The sequence below is a fragment of the Mycobacterium sp. smrl_JER01 genome (assembly GCF_048513595.2).
GTDB lineage: Bacteria > Actinomycetota > Actinomycetes > Mycobacteriales > Mycobacteriaceae > Mycobacterium.
In genome coordinates, this window is the sequence record NZ_JBLXXK020000001.1 from 5563276 (window position 1) to 5578900 (window position 15625).

General features: G+C 68.9%; 15 protein-coding genes. 8 read left to right on the plus strand and 7 right to left on the minus strand.

What is annotated here, in order from left to right; all coding sequences use genetic code 11:
- Window positions 1–48 precede the first annotated feature (48 nt).
- Window positions 49–1668 carry an N-acetylmuramoyl-L-alanine amidase gene (locus tag ACNUDN_RS26190; protein WP_419124603.1) on the plus strand — a complete coding sequence of 540 codons (1620 nt, stop codon included), beginning with the start codon at window positions 49–51 and terminating at the stop codon, window positions 1666–1668.
- Here ACNUDN_RS26190 and ACNUDN_RS26195 read toward each other — a convergent pair.
- The 4 genes from ACNUDN_RS26195 to ACNUDN_RS26210 form a co-directional block, all read right to left on the minus strand.
- Complete coding sequence (locus tag ACNUDN_RS26195) at window positions 1665–4385, minus strand: helix-turn-helix transcriptional regulator (protein ID WP_498450169.1); 2721 nt, start codon at window positions 4383–4385, stop codon at window positions 1665–1667. The two genes, ACNUDN_RS26190 and ACNUDN_RS26195, sit on opposite strands and share 4 nt — an antisense overlap.
- A 75-nt stretch (window positions 4386–4460) precedes the next feature.
- Window positions 4461–5273, minus strand: a complete 813-nt coding sequence (locus ACNUDN_RS26200) for an HAD family hydrolase (RefSeq protein WP_419124604.1) — start codon at window positions 5271–5273, stop codon at window positions 4461–4463.
- Entirely contained in the window at window positions 5270–6016 is a 747-nt protein-coding gene (locus ACNUDN_RS26205; RefSeq protein WP_419124605.1) for a lysophospholipid acyltransferase family protein, read from the minus strand. The genes ACNUDN_RS26200 and ACNUDN_RS26205 overlap by 4 nt, the downstream gene beginning before the upstream one ends.
- Window positions 6017–6021: 5 nt before the next feature.
- Window positions 6022–6810: a lysophospholipid acyltransferase family protein gene (locus tag ACNUDN_RS26210; RefSeq protein WP_419124606.1), complete on the minus strand. Its 789-nt coding sequence runs from the start codon at window positions 6808–6810 to the stop codon at window positions 6022–6024.
- A gap of 126 nt (window positions 6811–6936) precedes the next feature.
- Here ACNUDN_RS26210 and ACNUDN_RS26215 point away from each other — a divergent pair, with 126 nt between their 5' ends.
- Window positions 6937–8499 (plus strand): Rieske 2Fe-2S domain-containing protein, encoded by a 1563-nt coding sequence (locus tag ACNUDN_RS26215; protein ID WP_419124607.1) that lies wholly within the window; start codon window positions 6937–6939, stop codon window positions 8497–8499.
- Window positions 8500–8504: 5 nt separating this feature from the next.
- Complete coding sequence (locus tag ACNUDN_RS26220) at window positions 8505–8843, plus strand: hypothetical protein (RefSeq protein ID WP_419125323.1); 339 nt, start codon at window positions 8505–8507, stop codon at window positions 8841–8843.
- Here the strand turns inward: ACNUDN_RS26220 and serS are convergent.
- Window positions 8840–10099, minus strand: coding sequence for a serine--tRNA ligase (gene serS, locus ACNUDN_RS26225; protein ID WP_419124608.1), 1260 nt, complete (start codon window positions 10097–10099; stop codon window positions 8840–8842). The genes ACNUDN_RS26220 and serS overlap by 4 nt on opposite strands.
- 124 nt (window positions 10100–10223) lie before the next feature.
- On the opposite strand from serS, the gene ACNUDN_RS26230 reads away from it, so the two are divergent.
- From ACNUDN_RS26230 to ACNUDN_RS26240, 3 genes are all read left to right on the plus strand, one after another.
- Entirely contained in the window at window positions 10224–11624 is a 1401-nt protein-coding gene (locus tag ACNUDN_RS26230) for a septum formation family protein (protein WP_419124609.1), read from the plus strand.
- Between the two features lie 4 nt (window positions 11625–11628).
- The gene (locus ACNUDN_RS26235) at window positions 11629–11979 is read left to right on the plus strand and encodes a metallopeptidase family protein (protein ID WP_419124610.1); all 351 of its coding nucleotides are present in this window, start codon (window positions 11629–11631) and stop codon (window positions 11977–11979) included.
- A gap of 64 nt (window positions 11980–12043) precedes the next feature.
- Window positions 12044–12244 carry a hypothetical protein gene (locus ACNUDN_RS26240; protein ID WP_419124611.1) on the plus strand — a complete coding sequence of 67 codons (201 nt, stop codon included), beginning with the start codon at window positions 12044–12046 and terminating at the stop codon, window positions 12242–12244.
- Here ACNUDN_RS26240 and ACNUDN_RS26245 read toward each other — a convergent pair.
- Together ACNUDN_RS26245 and pheA are read right to left on the minus strand one after the other, a co-directional pair.
- Complete coding sequence (locus tag ACNUDN_RS26245) at window positions 12224–12925, minus strand: histidine phosphatase family protein (RefSeq protein WP_431960928.1); 702 nt, start codon at window positions 12923–12925, stop codon at window positions 12224–12226. The genes ACNUDN_RS26240 and ACNUDN_RS26245 overlap by 21 nt on opposite strands.
- Window positions 12922–13860: a prephenate dehydratase gene (gene pheA / locus ACNUDN_RS26250; protein ID WP_419124613.1), complete on the minus strand. Its 939-nt coding sequence runs from the start codon at window positions 13858–13860 to the stop codon at window positions 12922–12924. Before pheA ends, ACNUDN_RS26245 begins: the two co-directional genes overlap by 4 nt.
- A gap of 110 nt (window positions 13861–13970) precedes the next feature.
- Here pheA and ACNUDN_RS26255 point away from each other — a divergent pair, with 110 nt between their 5' ends.
- Together ACNUDN_RS26255 and ACNUDN_RS26260 are read left to right on the plus strand one after the other, a co-directional pair.
- On the plus strand, window positions 13971–14792 hold the full coding sequence (locus tag ACNUDN_RS26255) for a DUF2470 domain-containing protein (protein WP_419124614.1): 822 nt from the start codon (window positions 13971–13973) through the stop codon (window positions 14790–14792).
- Between the two features lie 33 nt (window positions 14793–14825).
- A complete protein-coding gene (locus tag ACNUDN_RS26260; protein ID WP_419124615.1) occupies window positions 14826–15593 on the plus strand; it encodes a CPBP family intramembrane glutamic endopeptidase in 768 nt (255 codons plus the stop codon).
- Window positions 15594–15625 lie beyond the last annotated feature (32 nt).

Here is a 15625-nt window from a genome sequence, read left to right on the forward strand (position 1 = left end):
TGCGTGTCGCAACACAAGCATCATTCGCCGCATACGTAACATCAGTCCGTGCTGTATCGCCGTCCCGCACCGTCGATACTGTTCACCGCGCTCGCGGCGACAGTGGTGTTGTTGCCCTGGGCGGTCTCCGGTGTTCCCGACAGCGACCCGTCCCCACCGCCGTCCGCACCACAGGTCGCCCAGCAACCGCTGACCGATCTCGGTGGCGGTGAGACCATCCGCGAGCTACACCAGGACACCCCGTTCTCGATGGTGGCGCTGACCGCCGAAGACTTCGGCGGGGCCGCGGCGCGGGTGCGGGCCAAGAAGAACGACGGTTCCTGGGGCCCCTGGTACGAGGCCGAACAGCTCGGTGGAGTCGGCGCGGACCTGCCGGGCCCCCGGGGCACCGAACCGGTCTTCGTCGGGCGGACCAACACCGTGCAGATCGCGGTGACCCGGCCACCGGACGCACCTGCCGGCGCAACCGCCGCGCCCGCAGCCCAACCCGATCGCCCCGCGCTCGGATATGTCCCCGTGAACGTCGAACAACCCTTCGGACAGAACATCACGGCCGTGCTGATCAGTCCACCGGAGGCACCACCGGATCTGGTACCGCTGCCCAACGCCGCCACCCCCGCCGGCCAGCCACCGCGCATCATCAACCGGGCGGAGTGGGGCGCCGACGAGGGTATGCGCTGTGGCGAACCGCGCTACGACACCCGGATCCGCGCCGGAGTGGTGCACCACACGGCGGGCAGTAACGACTACACCCCGGCAGACTCCGCGGGCATCGTCAGATCCATCTACGAGTACCACACCAGAACGCTGGGCTGGTGCGACATTGCCTACAACGCGATGGTGGACAAGTACGGCCAGGTGTTCGAAGGCCGGGCCGGCGGGATGACCCGGCCCGTCGAGGGCGCCCATACCGGTGGTTTCAACCACAACACCTGGGGGGTGGCGATGCTCGGAAACTTCGACGTCGTCCCTCCAACACCCATTCAGCTACGCACCACCGCGCGGCTGCTCGGCTGGGTACTCGGTCAAGCAGGCGTCGACCCACTCAGCAGCGTGGTGCTGCCGTCGGAAGGCGGATCGTTCACCAAGTTCCCGTTCGGGGCGGCGACGACACTGCCGACCATCTTCACCCACCGCGACGTGGGCAACACCGAGTGTCCGGGTAACGCCGCATACGCTCTGATGGGCCAGATCCGCGATATCGCGGCCCGCTTCAACGACCCGCCCGGCCCGGAGCAACTCGCCGAGTCGCTGCGCGGTGGCGCGATCTTCACCAAGTGGGAGTCACTCGGCGGAATGAACAGCTACCTCGGCAAGCCCACCTCGCCCGAGGCCGCCGGCGAGGGTTCGGCACGATATGTGACGTTCGAGCGCGGGGCCATGTACTGGTCACCGGAAAGCGGCGCCGAGCCGATCACCGGCGAGCTGTACCGGGCATGGGGCGCATTGGGATTCGAGCGCGGAGCGCTGGGATTGCCGACCAGCGCCGAGATCAACGAACCGCAATGGATCGTGCAGAACTTCCAGCACGGCACCCTCAATTTCGACCGGGAGAAGGGCACCGTCACCCGGGTGATCGACGGTGTTCCCGTCGAACTGCCGCCCGCGGATGCGGATTCTTCTCCGGTCCAGCTGGAGCGGTTCAGCCCGCCGATCAACCCCGTCTAGCGTTCGCGGCGGCGGTCCAGCCGCGAACCGAGCTGGGCTCTCGACCGGATACCCAGTTTGCGGTACACCCGCGTCAGATTCGTCTCGATCGTCTTGACGCTCACGAACAGGGTGTCGGCCGCTTCCCGGTTGCTCATTCCGGACGCGACCAGTTCGGCTACCCGCCGCTCGGCATCGGTGAGTTCGGAAGCGCCCGAGCCGTTGTCACCGTTGATCCGAGCCAGGTCCCGTCGGGCCCGATCCACCCACAGCGGGGTGCCGAACCTCTCGAACTGACGCAGCGCCGCCTCGACCGTCTCGGTGGCGACGTCCCGGTGGCGCAGCCGATGGTGCACGTCGCCCAGCGTCAGCGCGGTGCGGGCCCGCTCGAACGGCATCGGCAGCCGATCGTGTTCAGCCATCGCCCGCCGCGCAGCCCGCAATGCTGCCTCCAGGTCACCGTGCGCTGCCCACAGCATTGCCCGGCAGCGGCTCCCGACGGCGAGCATCCACGGTCGGTCCAGCGCCACCCCGTTGCGTTCCAGGGCGTCGATCAGCGGGACCGCCTCATCTGCTCGACCGCACGAAATCAACGCCTCCACCGCATCGGGCATGAAAGCGCTGTTCATCAACTCGGTTCCGCGGTACGGGCGGTACAGAGCCAGCAGCGGTTCTGCGGACTCCGCCGCGCGCCGGTGGTTTCCGAGCGAGACATCGAGAAAGACCAACGTCGCCCGTGCCCACACCGTCAGCGGTGCATGGTCGCCGCCGGCGGCCAGTGCGTTCTCGGCGAACTCCCGGGCCTGGACCTCGCGCCCCAGATAGGCCGACGCCGCCGCGCAGATGCTCGTCGCGATGACCAGCGAGCCCCCGAGTTGCCTGGCCCGCTCCAGCAACACCTCGGCGTGTCGGTCGGCGTCGGCGAATCGACCGCGCCAGATCGCCACCAGCGTGCGATATCCGGTGACCGACACCAGATCGTGTTCGGCGCCACGCTGCAGACACCGCTGCGCGACGTCGGTGAGCTGGCGGTCGGCATCGTCCAACCGGCCGGTGGCGGCCAGGGTGATACCACGGGTCGCGCTGGCGCGGAACGGGATCGGAACGTCGCCGTCGACGTCCTCCAACTCCACGGCCCGCTGCAGGGCGGCCTCGTCGACACCGAGCCCGGCCTGCCAATTCACATACACCGACATGGCCAGTGCCTGACTGATCAACGCGGGCACGGCCGCGCGTTCGGCGGTCTCGACAGCCTCACGCACCGAGGCGATCTGGTCGTCGAACGCACCGATCATGCCTTGGGCAAAAGCCAGCGACAGCAGCGCGGGCACCCGTACGGCGTCATTGCCGGCCGCGTCCACACGGGCGCGTACCAGCAGATCCACCGCCGCGGTGTAGTCGTCGTCGAAGATCCGGATACCGGCCGAGATGTTGAGTGCGATGGCGCGCATCACGCCGGGCCGCAGGTCGCCGGTCATGGCGTCCAGCAATGCCGCAGCGCGGACCAGATCACCTGCGACATAATGGTTTTCGGCGGCACGGAGCCGCCGGGACACCGAGTCGCCACCGAGCCGAATCGCCAGCTCCACCAGTTCGGCGGCGACCGCGGGAGCCCCCCGCGCGCGTGCCGAATCCGCCGCGGCGTCCAGCGTGGCCAGCGTGGCGTCGTCGGCGACCGTCGCCGACATGGCCAGGTGCCGCGCGCGCAGTTCAGGTTCGGCGGCGACCTCCGCCCAGCGTCGATGCATCTCGCGGCGCTGGGCGGGCGGGGCGCTGTCGTAGATGCCACTGGCCAGCAGCGGATGGGTGAAGCGCACCCGGTTGCCCTCGATGGCGACCACGCCTTCGACCTCGGCCGCCTCCAGCAGAACAGTGACCTGCCCGAGCTCCCCGCCCACGGCCCTGGCCAACTGATCGACAGTGGGTGCGGCCTCTGCCGCGGCGGCCAGCAGCACGGAGCGGACGTCGTCGTCGAGACCTTCCACCCGCAATCGGACCAAGTCGGTGAGGGTCGACGGCAGCCGGGCACCGGGCCGTAACGGCGCAGTATCCGTCACCCTCGCCAATTCCAATGCGTAGAAAGGGTTTCCGCCGGACACCTCGGCGATTCGCACGATCGCCGGCCGGGAGAACCGTCGGCCGAGCCGGGCGGTCAGCATCCCGTGCAGCGCACCCAGACTCATCGGGCCCACCTGCACCCGAGTCAGCCCGCTGTGGCCGACCTGCAACCAGGACGTCGCACGCTCGTCGACGTCCGGGCCGGTCCGCTCGGTCACCACCACACCGACCGGACCGGTCAGCCGGCGCGCCACGAAGGCCAGCACCGCGCGGCTCGACGAATCCAGCCAGTGCACGTCGTCGACCCCGATCAGTACCGGCCCCCGCCGAGCCGACATCTCGACGGCGCTCAACAACGCTGCGCCGATGGCTCTTTCATCGGTCGGGCGGGCCGACTCCGGAGCGCGCAGCAGGACGCGGTCGGCCGCGAGCCGCTGCATCTGGGGCAGCGCCGCGAGAACCTCCGGATCGACGGCGGACAGCAGGTCGGCCACCGCCGCGTGGGCCAAGCCGGACTCCGGTGGACCGGTACGCGCGGTCAGGACCACGAACCCGGTCCGGACGGCACGTTCCACCGCGCCGCCCCACAGCGTCGTCTTGCCGATACCCGCCTCACCCTCGATCAGCATCCCGGCCGGGCCGCGGCGGGCCGCTGCGAGGAAGTCGTCCACGGCGGCCATCGGCGCCGCCGTGGGACCCAAACCACCCCCCACCCGCGACATCATGCCAGCAGTGCATACGACACGCGCGGTGCGCTACAACCACCAGCGTTCGAGCACACGCGCCACACCGTCTTCGGCGTTGGTGGCGGTCACCTCGTCGGCGGCGGCGACCGCGTCCGGGTGCGCATTGCCCATCGCGACCCCGAGCCCGGCCCAGCCCAGCATCGGTACGTCGTTGGGCATGTCGCCGAAGGTGACCACATCCGCGGCCTCGACGCCCAAGGGGCGCGCCACCTCCTCCAGACCGGTGGCCTTGCTGACCCCGAGTGGCATGACCTCGATCAGCCCGTTGTTGGTCGAGTAGGTGATGTCCCCCTCGGCGCCGATGTGCGGTGCCAGCGCCGCAGCCATGTCAGCGCTGCGCGCACCGGCCTTGCGGATCAGCATCTTCACCGCAGGCGCGCTCAACAGATCTTCGACCGAGACCTCGGTGTTGTCCGGGTTCAACCAGGCGTGTTCGTAGCCGGGCGAACTGACGAACTGCGGCGTGGCCGCATCGTGGGCGCTGTGCCCGACCCGCTCCACGGCAAGTCCGGCACCCGGGATGACGCGGGTGGCGATCTCGGCCAGCCGGGCCAGCACATCGGCGGACAGCGTGCGCGCCGTGACGATCCGGTCGGTGGCGGGATCGTAGATCACTGCGCCGTTGGCGCACACCGCGATCGGCGCAACACCCAACTGGTCGACGACAGGTCGCACCCAGCGTGGGGGACGGCCGGTCGCGAGCACGAACTGCGCTCCACCGTCGACGAGCGCGCGCACCACCGAACGCGTGCGGGGGCTCACGTTCTCGTCGTCGTCGAGCAGCGTGCCGTCCACATCGGTGGCGATCAGCAGTGGCTTCACCGGTGTCCGTTCCGTCTGCGTTGCCGCTCTGCCATCTCGGCCTCCTCCAACTTCATCGCTTCCGCCGGTGTCGGTGCCCCGCCACCCAGGCGACGGGGCACCCAGAACGCGCCCGGGGGACGGGGATAGTCCCGCTGGGCGTCGTGCAGCAACCGCGTCATCCGCTCTCGTAACGCCGTGTCGATCTCGGCGATCTCGCCGTCCGCCGCCAGCGCCGGCCCCACCGCGACTGCAACCGGAAACTTGTTGCGTCCCAGCGCCTTCGGGTGGTCCTTCGTCCACAGCCGGTGAGCGCCCCAGACGACCAACGGCACGATCGGGACCCGCGCCTCCTTCGCCATGCGCACCGCGCCGGACTTGAACGCCTTGAGCTCGAAGCTGCGACTGATGGTCGCCTCCGGGTACACCCCGACGATCTCACCGCGGCGCAACGCCGCCACCGCCGCGGCGTAGGCACCCGCCCCGGCGTGCCGGTCCACCGGGATCGTCTTCGTGTGCCGGATGAGCCAGTCGACGACCCGAACCTCCTGCATCTCCGCTTTGATCATGAAACGCATCCGGCGCCCGCGGTGGGTGGCGGCCAGAGCAGCGGGAAGCCAGTCCAGGTACCCGGTGTGGTTGATCGCGATGACGGCCCCGCCGTCGGCGGGCAGGTTTTCCAGACCCCGAAAGGTGATTCGGGTCCCGGTCGCCCTGACCGCCAGGTGAGCCGTGATCTCCAGCGCCCGGAAGACCGGTTCCATCCGACCTACCCCGGCGCCCCGGCAGGCCCGGTGTCCACCCCGGGCGTCCCGCCCCGTCGGGCGGCCTTGGCGGCCGCTTCCTCGGCGTCCATCCGGTTGGCCTCGGCCAGCGACGGCGCTCCCCCGCCCAGACGGTGCGGAACCCAGAACTCCCCTGGCGGATGTGGACCGTAAGCGTCCTGCACCTGTTCAAGCAGGTGTTGCATCCGCGAATGCAACACCTGTGTCAGTTCGGCGGCGGGCAGGGTCGGCTCGATGGGTTTTCCCACCGCGATCGAAATGGGCACCTTGGGACGCCACATCTTTTTCGGGTGGCCCTTGGTCCAGATCCGCTGGGCGCCCCAGACGACGTGCGGCACGATCGGCACCTCGGCCGCGATCGCCATCCGTGCGGCGCCGGACTTGAAGTCCTTGATCTCGAAGCTGCGACTGATCGTCGCCTCCGGGTAGACACCGACGAACTCGCCCGCCCGCAGCATCCGACACGCTTCGTCGAACGACGCGGCGCCGTTGTCGCGGTCCACCTCGATGTGGCGCAGGCTGCGCATGATCGGGCCGGTCACCTTGTGATCGAAGACTTCCCTTTTCGCCATGAACCGGACTTTGCGCCCGAGGTGTTGTTGATAGGTGGGCAGACCGGCGAAGGTGAAGTCGAAGTAGCTGGTGTGGTTGATCGCGATCACCGCGCCGCCGGTCCTCGGCAGGTTCTCGACCCCGGTGACGGTGAACTTCAGGCCCTGGACCCGCCAGACCAGCCGGGCAAGCTGGATGACTGTGCCGTATACCGGTTCCACAGGGCCAGCGTAGTGCGCCCGCCCATGACGGACACAGACAGGGACGAACCGGTCCCCACCGCTGGACCCCGGCTAAACTGGCACCGCGGACAAGCAGCACCGGCCACCGGTGCAGGAGGGGTATTTGTGCAGGTCACCAGTGTCGGGCACGCCGGCTTCCGAATCGACACCAAGGCCGGGAGCATCCTGTGTGATCCGTGGCTGAACCCGGCGTACTTCGCATCGTGGTTCCCGTTCCCGGACAACAGCGGCCTGGACTGGGCGGCGCTGGGCGATGTGGACTACCTCTACGTCTCGCATCTGCACAAGGATCATTTCGACCCGCAGAACCTGCGCGAGCACGTCAACAAGGACGCGGTGGTGTTGCTGCCGGACTTTCCGGTGCCCGATCTGCGCCGCGAACTGGAGAAGCTGGGCTTTCACCGGTTCTTCGAGACCTCCGACTCGGTCAAGCACCGGGTCAGCGGCCCCAAAGGCGATCTGGACGTGATGATCATCGCGCTGCGCGCCCCTGCCGACGGACCCATCGGGGACTCGGGGCTGGTCGTCGACGACGGTGAGACCACGGTGTTCAACATGAACGACGCCCGCCCGGTCGACCTGGAGGTGTTGCACACCGACTTCGGTCAGATCGACGTCCACATGCTGCAGTATTCGGGGGCCATCTGGTACCCGATGGTCTACGACATGCCTGCCCGTGCCAAAGCGGCATTCGGCACCCAGAAGCGCCAGCGGCAGATGGACCGGTGCCGGCAATACATCGCGCAGGTCGGCGCCACCTGGGTCATCCCGTCGGCGGGACCTCCGTGTTTCCTGGACCCGGAGCTGCGTGAGCTCAACGACGACCACGGCGACCCGGCCAACATCTTCCCCGACCAGATGGTGTTCCTGGAACAGATGCGCGCCCATGGCCACGACGGTGGGCTGCTGATGATTCCCGGATCGGCCGCCGACTTCGCCGGCTCGCAGTTGACCTCGTGGACCCATCCCGTGCCCGATGCCGATGTCGAGAGCATCTTCACCACGGGCAAGGCCGATTACATCGCCGACTACGCCGACCGGATGGCTCCCGTGCTGGCCGCCGAGAAGGCGGGTTGGGCACCGGCCGCCGGAGAGTCGCTGCTGGAGCCGCTGCGCGAACTGTTCGAGCCGATCATGTTGCAGTCCGATCAGATCTGCGACGGTATCGGCTATCCCGTCGAATTGCGGCTACGTTCCCCAGGCCATGATGAGACGATCGTCATCGACTTCCCGAAACGGGCGGTGCGCGAAGCGGTTCCCGACGAGAAGTTCCGCTACGGATTCGCCATCGCCCCGGAACTGGTGCGCACGGTGCTGCGTGACCGCGAGCCGGACTGGGTCAACACCATCTTCCTGTCCACCCGGTTCTCGGCCTGGCGGGTGGGTGGGTACAACGAGTACCTGTACACGTTCTTCAAGTGCCTCACCGACGAGCGGATCGCCTACGCCGACGGCTGGTTCGCCGAAGCGCATGACGACAGTGCCTCGATCACCTTGGACGGCTGGGAGATTCAGCGACGCTGCCCGCATCTCAAAGCCGACCTGTCCAAGTTCGGCGTGGTCGAAGGCACTACGCTCACGTGCAACCTGCACGGTTGGCAGTGGAACCTCACCAACGGCCGCTGCCTCACCACCAAGGGCCACGAGCTGCGTACGAGCAAGGCGTGACCGCGATGAACGTCGCCGGCCGATTCTACGACGACGGCCTCATCCAGCTCGACCGTGAGGCACTCACACTGCGCCGCTACCACTTTCCGTCGGGGACGTCGAAGATCATCCCGTTGCGCGACATCCGCGGCTATCGGATGGAGCCGCTGGGCGCTGTGCTGCAACGCTTCCGGCTCTGGGGTAGTTCGGATTTCCGCCGTTGGCTGCCGATGGACATCCAGCGGCCGCTGCGGTCCACCCTGGTCACCCTCGACGTCGCCGACGCCGGGCTCAGTCCGGCTTGCACCCCGGTCAGACCCAAGGAGTTTCGCGCCGTCCTCGACGAACTCCTGGATTCCCGTTAGCGTTTCGGGGTGAGCACCTCGGTGCCGACGTAGGGCACCAGCGCCTCGGGCACCCGGACAGAGCCGTCGGGCTGCTGGTGGTTCTCCAGGATGGCCACCAGCCACCGGGTGGTGGCCAATGTCCCGTTGAGGGTGGCCGCCGTCTGCGGTTTGCCGTTCCCGTCGCGGTAGCGCACCGCAAGTCGGCGGGCCTGGAAGGTGGTGCAGTTCGACGTCGAGGTGAGCTCGCGGTAGGTCTGCTGGGTCGGCACCCACGCCTCACAGTCGAACTTGCGTGCGGCCGAGGAGCCGAGGTCGCCGGCGGCGATGTCGATCACCCGGTAGGGGACGTCGATGAAAGACAGCATCTGCCGTTGCCAGTCGAGCAACCGCCGATGCTCGGCCTCGGCGTCCTCCGGTCGGCAGTAGACGAAGCCTTCGACCTTGTCGAACTGGTGCACCCGGATGATGCCGCGGGTGTCTTTGCCGTAACTGCCTGCCTCCCGGCGGAAGCACGACGACCAACCGGCATAACGGAGCGGGCCGGCCGACAGGTCCAGGATCTCGCCGGAGTGGTAGCCGGCCAACGGCACCTCCGAGGTCCCCACCAGGTACAGATCGTCGGCCTCCACTCGGTACACCTCCTCGGCGTGCGCGCCCAGGAAGCCGGTACCCGCCATGATCTCCGGCCGTACCAGCACCGGTGGCACCATCAACGTGAAGCCGTTCTCGGTGGCGGTGCGCACGGCGAGCTGGAACAGACCCAGCTGTAGCAGCGCCCCGACGCCGGTGAGGAAGTAGAAGCGCGAGCCCGACACCTTCGCACCGCGTTCCATGTCGATCAGCCCGAGGGACTCACCGAGCTCAAGGTGGTCTTTCGGTTTGTCAATGGCAGGCGGAGAGCCGACGGTGTCGAGCACGACGAAGTCGTCCTCGCCCCCGGCCGGAACGCCGTCGATGATGACGTTGGAGATGGCCATGTGCGCCGCGGTGTAGGCCCGTTCCGCCTCTGCCTGCGCGGTTTCGGCCGTTTTCACCTTCTCGGCGAGTTCCTTGGCCGCCGCGAGCAGGGCCGCGCGTTCCTCGGCGGTGGCCTTACCGACCAGTCGGCTGGCCGACTTCTGCTCGGCGCGAAGATTGTCGGCGACCGAGATCGCGGCCCGCCGCGCGGCGTCGGCTTCGGCGAGGGCATCGACGAGGCCGGGGTCCTCACCCCTGGCCCGCTGTGATGCGCGTACGGCGTCAGGGTTGTCTCGCAGCACCTTGAGGTCGATCACGGCCGCAACCCTACGGGGTCTCCCGGCGGCCCGGCATCACCGAGCGAGGTCGCCACCGGGGCGGCTCCAGCCACATAACGTTACAGCTGCATCACTTGTCACAGCACCTGACACGCCTGTCACAATGGAGCGGATGTCAGAGATTCCCGGACCGACACCCGGCCCCTGGTGGCGAAGCCTACAGGCGGCGTCGACCCGGCGCGCCCTGCTGCTCACCGCCCTCGGTGGTCTGTTGATCGCGGGCGTGATCACCGCGCTGCCCGCGGCCGACCCGACCGGCGGTCTGACCGCCAACTCGATCTCACTCGGTCCCCGCGGCAACGACACGTTCGACCACGCCAAAGCCGGTGACTGCCTCGACTGGCCGGACCGTACCCCCGACGCCGCCGAGATCGTCGACTGCGCCGGTGACCACCGGTTCGAAGTCGCCGCATCGGTCGACATGCAGACGTTCCCGGGCAGCGAATACGGCCCGGACGCCGCCCCGCCCTCGGCGGCCAGGATCCAGCAGATCAGCCAGGAACAGTGTTCGGCGGCGGTGAAGCGCTACCTGGGTGCGCGCTTCGACCCGAACAGCCGGTTCACCGTCAGCATGTTGTGGTCCGGCGACAAGGCATGGCGCCAGTCCGGGGAGCGCAGGATGCTGTGCGGCCTGCAGCTGCCCGGCCCCAACAACCAACAGCTCGCGTTCCGGGGCAAGGTCGCCGAGATCGATCAGTCCAAGGTCTGGCCCGCGGGCACCTGCCTGGGCATCGACCCGGCCACCAACCAACCCACCGACATCCCGGTCGACTGCGCCGCGCCGCATGCCATGGAGGTGACTGGGGCGGTCAACCTGGCCGCGCAATTCCCCGACGCGCTGCCCGGCGAACCGGAACAGGACACCTTCATCAAGGACGAGTGCACCAAGCTGACCGACGCGTATCTCGAACCGATCAAATTGCGGGAGACCACGCTGACGCTGGTCTACAGCACGGTGTCGCTGCCCAGTTGGGCGGCGGGCAGTCGCCAGGTCTCGTGCAGTGTCGGCGCGACTCTGGGCAACGGCGGGTGGTCGACACTGCTCAATAGCGCCAAGGGCCCGCTGATGATCAACGGGCAGCCGCCGGTGCGGCCACCGGACATCCCGGAGGAGCGACTGAACCTGCCCCCGATCCCGATGCCGGAGTCCCCCGTCGGCGGCACCTCGTCTGGTTCGGCGGGGCCGTCGAGTTCGTCCGGCTCGACGGGAACGTCCGGCTCGACCTCGGAGAGCCCGCAGCCGACCGTGCACGGTCCGCAGGCGCCGACCCAGACCGAGCCGACCCAGGCCGGTCAGACCCAGACCGGATCGTCCCCGACCGAACAGGCTCCCCCGCCGCAGGGCGGCGGCAACACCTTCCTCAACGGGCCTCCGCCGCCACCGCCGGCGCCACCGGTGGACCAGCTGCCCCCGCCGCCGGCCCCTGCGCCGGATCCACTGCTCCCGCCGCCGCCTGCGGCTCCGGCCCCGCCGGTGGTACCGCCGCCACCGCCGGGGGTGTAGCCGGGTGGCCGTGCGGATGAGCCCGCAACGGTTCGACGAGCTGGTCGGCGACGCGCTGGATCTCATTCCCGCCCCGCTCGCTGCCGCGATCGACAACGTCGTGATCCTGGTGGCCGATCGCAATCCCGAGGAGCCCGATCTGCTCGGGCTGTACGAGGGCATCGCGTTGACGGAACGGGATTCCTGGTATGCGGGGGCCCTGCCGGACACCATCACGATCTACCGGGACGCGCTGCTGGACGTGTGCGGCAGTGACGAGGAGGTGGTCGACGAGGTGGCCATCACGGTGATCCATGAGATCGCTCACCACTTCGGTATCGACGACGACCGCTTACACGAACTCGGCTGGGGCTGACCCCGATCGCGAACACCCCGCGCGGCACCACGGATCCGTCGGTGCCGGGTGCTAAGAACGGCACATGACCAATCAGTGCCGCGCCTGCCGTCTGGGGCTGGAGCACTGCCACGGGGCGCTCATCCATCACGCCTTCCGCCGTGCCGAATGCACCGAGGACGACTGCATCGTCGCCGACAGTGTCCACGAACTGCACATCGACTGCGGAGCGGTCGGGTGTGTCTGCGACGAGACCGCGATGGTCTCAGCCCATCGGATCGGCTGAGCGCGCCGTCTCCGTGGTGACCACGGGCGTCTCGGAGCCGAACGGGGGGGTCAGCTTGCCCCACTGCACGCAGCTCCAACGGCCGTCGGTGACCGGGGCCAGCACCACCGACTCGGTGTTGGCCAGGTGGTGGTCGATGGCGAAGCCGCCGTCCACGCCCGCCAGCGCCGCAGCGACCAACCTGATCGCCGCACCGTGGCTGACCACGACGATGTCGCCGCGCCAGGCCGCATCCTCGAGATACTGCCTGCGCAGCTGATCGAGCACGGGTACGTAGCGCTCGAGCACCTGTCGAGCGGTCTCACCGCCGGGCAGCGCCAGGTCGAGTTCGCCTCGGTGCCAACGACGGTAGATCGTGTTGAACTCGTCGTGCGCCGCCTCGTCCGAGCGGTCCTCCAGCTCGCCGACCTGAACCTCGTGCAGGCCCTCGAACTCGTGTAATCCGTGCGGCACGGCCGGGACGCCACCGATCTCGGTGGCGATGTGGGCTGCGGTCTGCACGGCCCGGGTGGCGATCGAGTGTGCCAGCAGCGCCGGCGGGCGCACCAGCGCGCGGGCGAACGTGCGGGCCTGTTCCCGGCCCAGGTCGGTCAATTCGGCGCCGGGGGGCCTGGTGTCGAGGCGACGCGCCACGTTGCCGTGCGTCTGGCCGTGGCGCACCAGCACCAGCCGGCCGCTCACGGCCGGCCCTCGCGCAACCGCTCCAGCCATTCCGTGGCCTCGTCCATCGGCGGGGGCGACGCGCCGATCACGTCCCCGGTCGGCCACGAGCCCAGATACCGCACATCCTCGCAACGGCGGTGCAGGGCGCGCAGCGCCTCGGCGACCGAGGCGTCTTCGATGTGCCCGACGAAATCGAGGAAGAACTTGTAGGTGCCCAGCTCGGTGCGGGTCGGCCTGGACTCGATGCGGGTCAGATCGATGTCGCGGACCGCGAGTTCGGTCATTGCGGAGACCAGGGCTCCCGGCACGTTGGACAGCCGCAGCACCACCGAGGTCCGGTCGGCACCCGTGCAGGCCGGGGGCCGCCCGGGACGCCCGACCAGGACGAAACGGGTGCGGGCGTTGGGTTCGTCGACGATGTCACCCGCCATGGCGGTGAGCTCGTAGCGCCGCGTCGCGAGCGCGGTGCTGACCGCGGCGTCGGCACGCCCGGCGGCCACGTCCTGCGCCGCGGCCGCATTCGAATGTGCCGGAACCAGTTCGGCGTCGGGCAGATGCTCGGCCAACCACCGCCTGACCTGCGCGGCCGCGACCGGATAGGCCGCGACGGTGCGCACATCCGCGATGGCGGTGTCCGTGCGCACGGCGATGGTGAATGCGACGTCGAGGGTCAACTCGGCGAAGATCTGCAGCGGGGTGCCGTCGGCGAGGCTGTCCAGCGTCGGTATCACCGAACCGTCGATCGAGTTCTCGATCGGCACGCATGCGAAGTGCGCGTCGCCGGCCCGCACCGCTGCGAGCGCGGCGTAGGTGCTGTCGGCCGGTAACGGGGTGACGGGTTCGGGGGCCGCATCCGCCGTCGCTGCGACCGGGACCAAACCGTTGGCTTCGATGGCGCGCAGCGCCGCCTCGGTGAAGGTCCCTTCGGGTCCGAGGTAGGCGATGACGGGCACCGGTCCACCCTATCGGTCGCGCCGACTCCACCCGCCCGTGCCGAGCAGAGTCCTTGCGTCACCGCGCCCTCTTTAGTTAAGTTAGGCTCACCTAATTACGAGGAGGCGGCGTGACGTCAGCACCGGCACCGAGTTCAGCACCCACTTCGGCCCCCACCACGGCGGAGCGGATCCGTAGCGCGTGCGTGCGGGCCGACGGCGCGATGCTCGCCGTGGAAGGCCTGGACCCCGCCCCCACTCCAGTGCACCACCTCCTCGACGACGGGTCGGTCGCCATCACGGTGCCCGTCGACGGCCCGCTGACCGCGGCGGTGGCGTCCGCGGGGACTGCAGGTGTCCAGGCGGTGTTGGAGATGACGGACTACGCCCCGCTGCCATTGCGGGAACCGGTCCGCTCCCTGGTCTGGATTCAGGGCAGGCTAGGTGACGTTCCGATCGACGCGGTGCCCGCACTGCTGGACCTGATCGCCGCATCCGATCCCAATCCTGCTCTGCTGCAGGTCAACTCCGGGCAACCGGAAGGTGTGCCCGGCAGCGAAACCCGGTTTGCGTTGCTGCGGTTGGACATTGAGTCGGTAGTGGTGGCGGACGCGACCGGTGCCGAATCCGTGGCATTGAGCGCCCTTCTCGATGCCCGGCCGGATCCGTTCTGCGCCATGGAGTCGTGCTGGTTGCTGCACATGGAATCAGCTCACCGCGACGTCGTCGATCGCCTCGCCGCCCGACTGCCCGCCGCACTTCGCCGGGGGCGGGTGCGGCCCCTCGGGCTGGACCGATACGGCGTTCAGCTGCGGGTGGAGGCCGCAGACGGCGACCACGACGTACGGCTGCCCTTCCCGCGCCCCGTCGACGATGTGACCGGTCTCAGTCAAGCGATCCGGGTACTGATGGGTTGCCCGTTTCTCAACGGACTGCGCGCCCGCCGCGCCTGACCGTCGCGGCCCCGGGCCGCTACCGTGGCTGCGGTGACCGCGACCGAGGACGAACCCACCGATGCGCAGCGGCGCGCCCTGCGCATCGAGATCGGGGTCGTGCTGGCGGTCACGTTCGGGCTCAGCGCCTACACGGCGGTACTGAGCCTGATCGAGAGCGTCCTCCTCGGTCTGGCCGGCCAGATCGTCGCGCTCAACCCCATCCGTTCGCCGTTCGACCTGATCGACCTCGGCTTCAACCTGGCCAGGCTGTTCCAGTTGTCGGCGTGGGGCGCACTGGCGTTGTACCTGCTGTGGCGCGGCGGGGACGGACCGGCACGGATCGGCCTGGGCAGGATCCGTTGGCGCCGAGACCTCCTCGGGGGTATCGGCCTGGCCCTCCTCATCGGTGTGCCGGGGCTGGCCCTGTACCAGATCGCCCGGCTGCTCGGCCTCAATGCTGTCGTCGAGCCCGCCGAATTGAACGACACCTGGTGGCGCATCCCCCTGTTGGTGTTGTTGGCCTTCGGCAACGGATGGGCCGAGGAGGTGATCGTCGTCGGGTTCCTACTCACCCGGCTGCGTCAGCTCAGGGTCAATCCATGGCTCGCCCTGGCGATCTCAAGCCTGCTCCGCGGCACATACCACCTCTATCAGGGATTCGGCGCGGGCCTCGGCAACATCGCGATGGGGGTGGTGTTCGGCTACGCGTGGCAGCGCACCGGCCGGCTCTGGCCGTTGATCATCGCCCACGGCTTGATCGACGTTTTCGCGTTCGTGGGGTATTCGCTGCTTTTCGACCGTCTGGACTGGCTGCTGTGAGCGCGCGGCCTCACCGTCATCGCCCCCACTGA

Coding starts and splice junctions, on each gene's coding strand:
- ACNUDN_RS26195 (WP_498450169.1), bottom strand. CDS start 4,385: ATGGCCGCCGTGGACGACTTCCTCGCAGCGGCCCGCCGCGGCCCGGCC.
- ACNUDN_RS26205 (WP_419124605.1), bottom strand. CDS start 6,016: ATGGAACCGGTCTTCCGGGCGCTGGAGATCACGGCTCACCTGGCGGTC.
- ACNUDN_RS26220 (WP_419125323.1), top strand. CDS start 8,505: ATGAACGTCGCCGGCCGATTCTACGACGACGGCCTCATCCAGCTCGAC.
- ACNUDN_RS26230 (WP_419124609.1), top strand. CDS start 10,224: ATGGAGCGGATGTCAGAGATTCCCGGACCGACACCCGGCCCCTGGTGG.
- ACNUDN_RS26240 (WP_419124611.1), top strand. CDS start 12,044: ATGACCAATCAGTGCCGCGCCTGCCGTCTGGGGCTGGAGCACTGCCAC.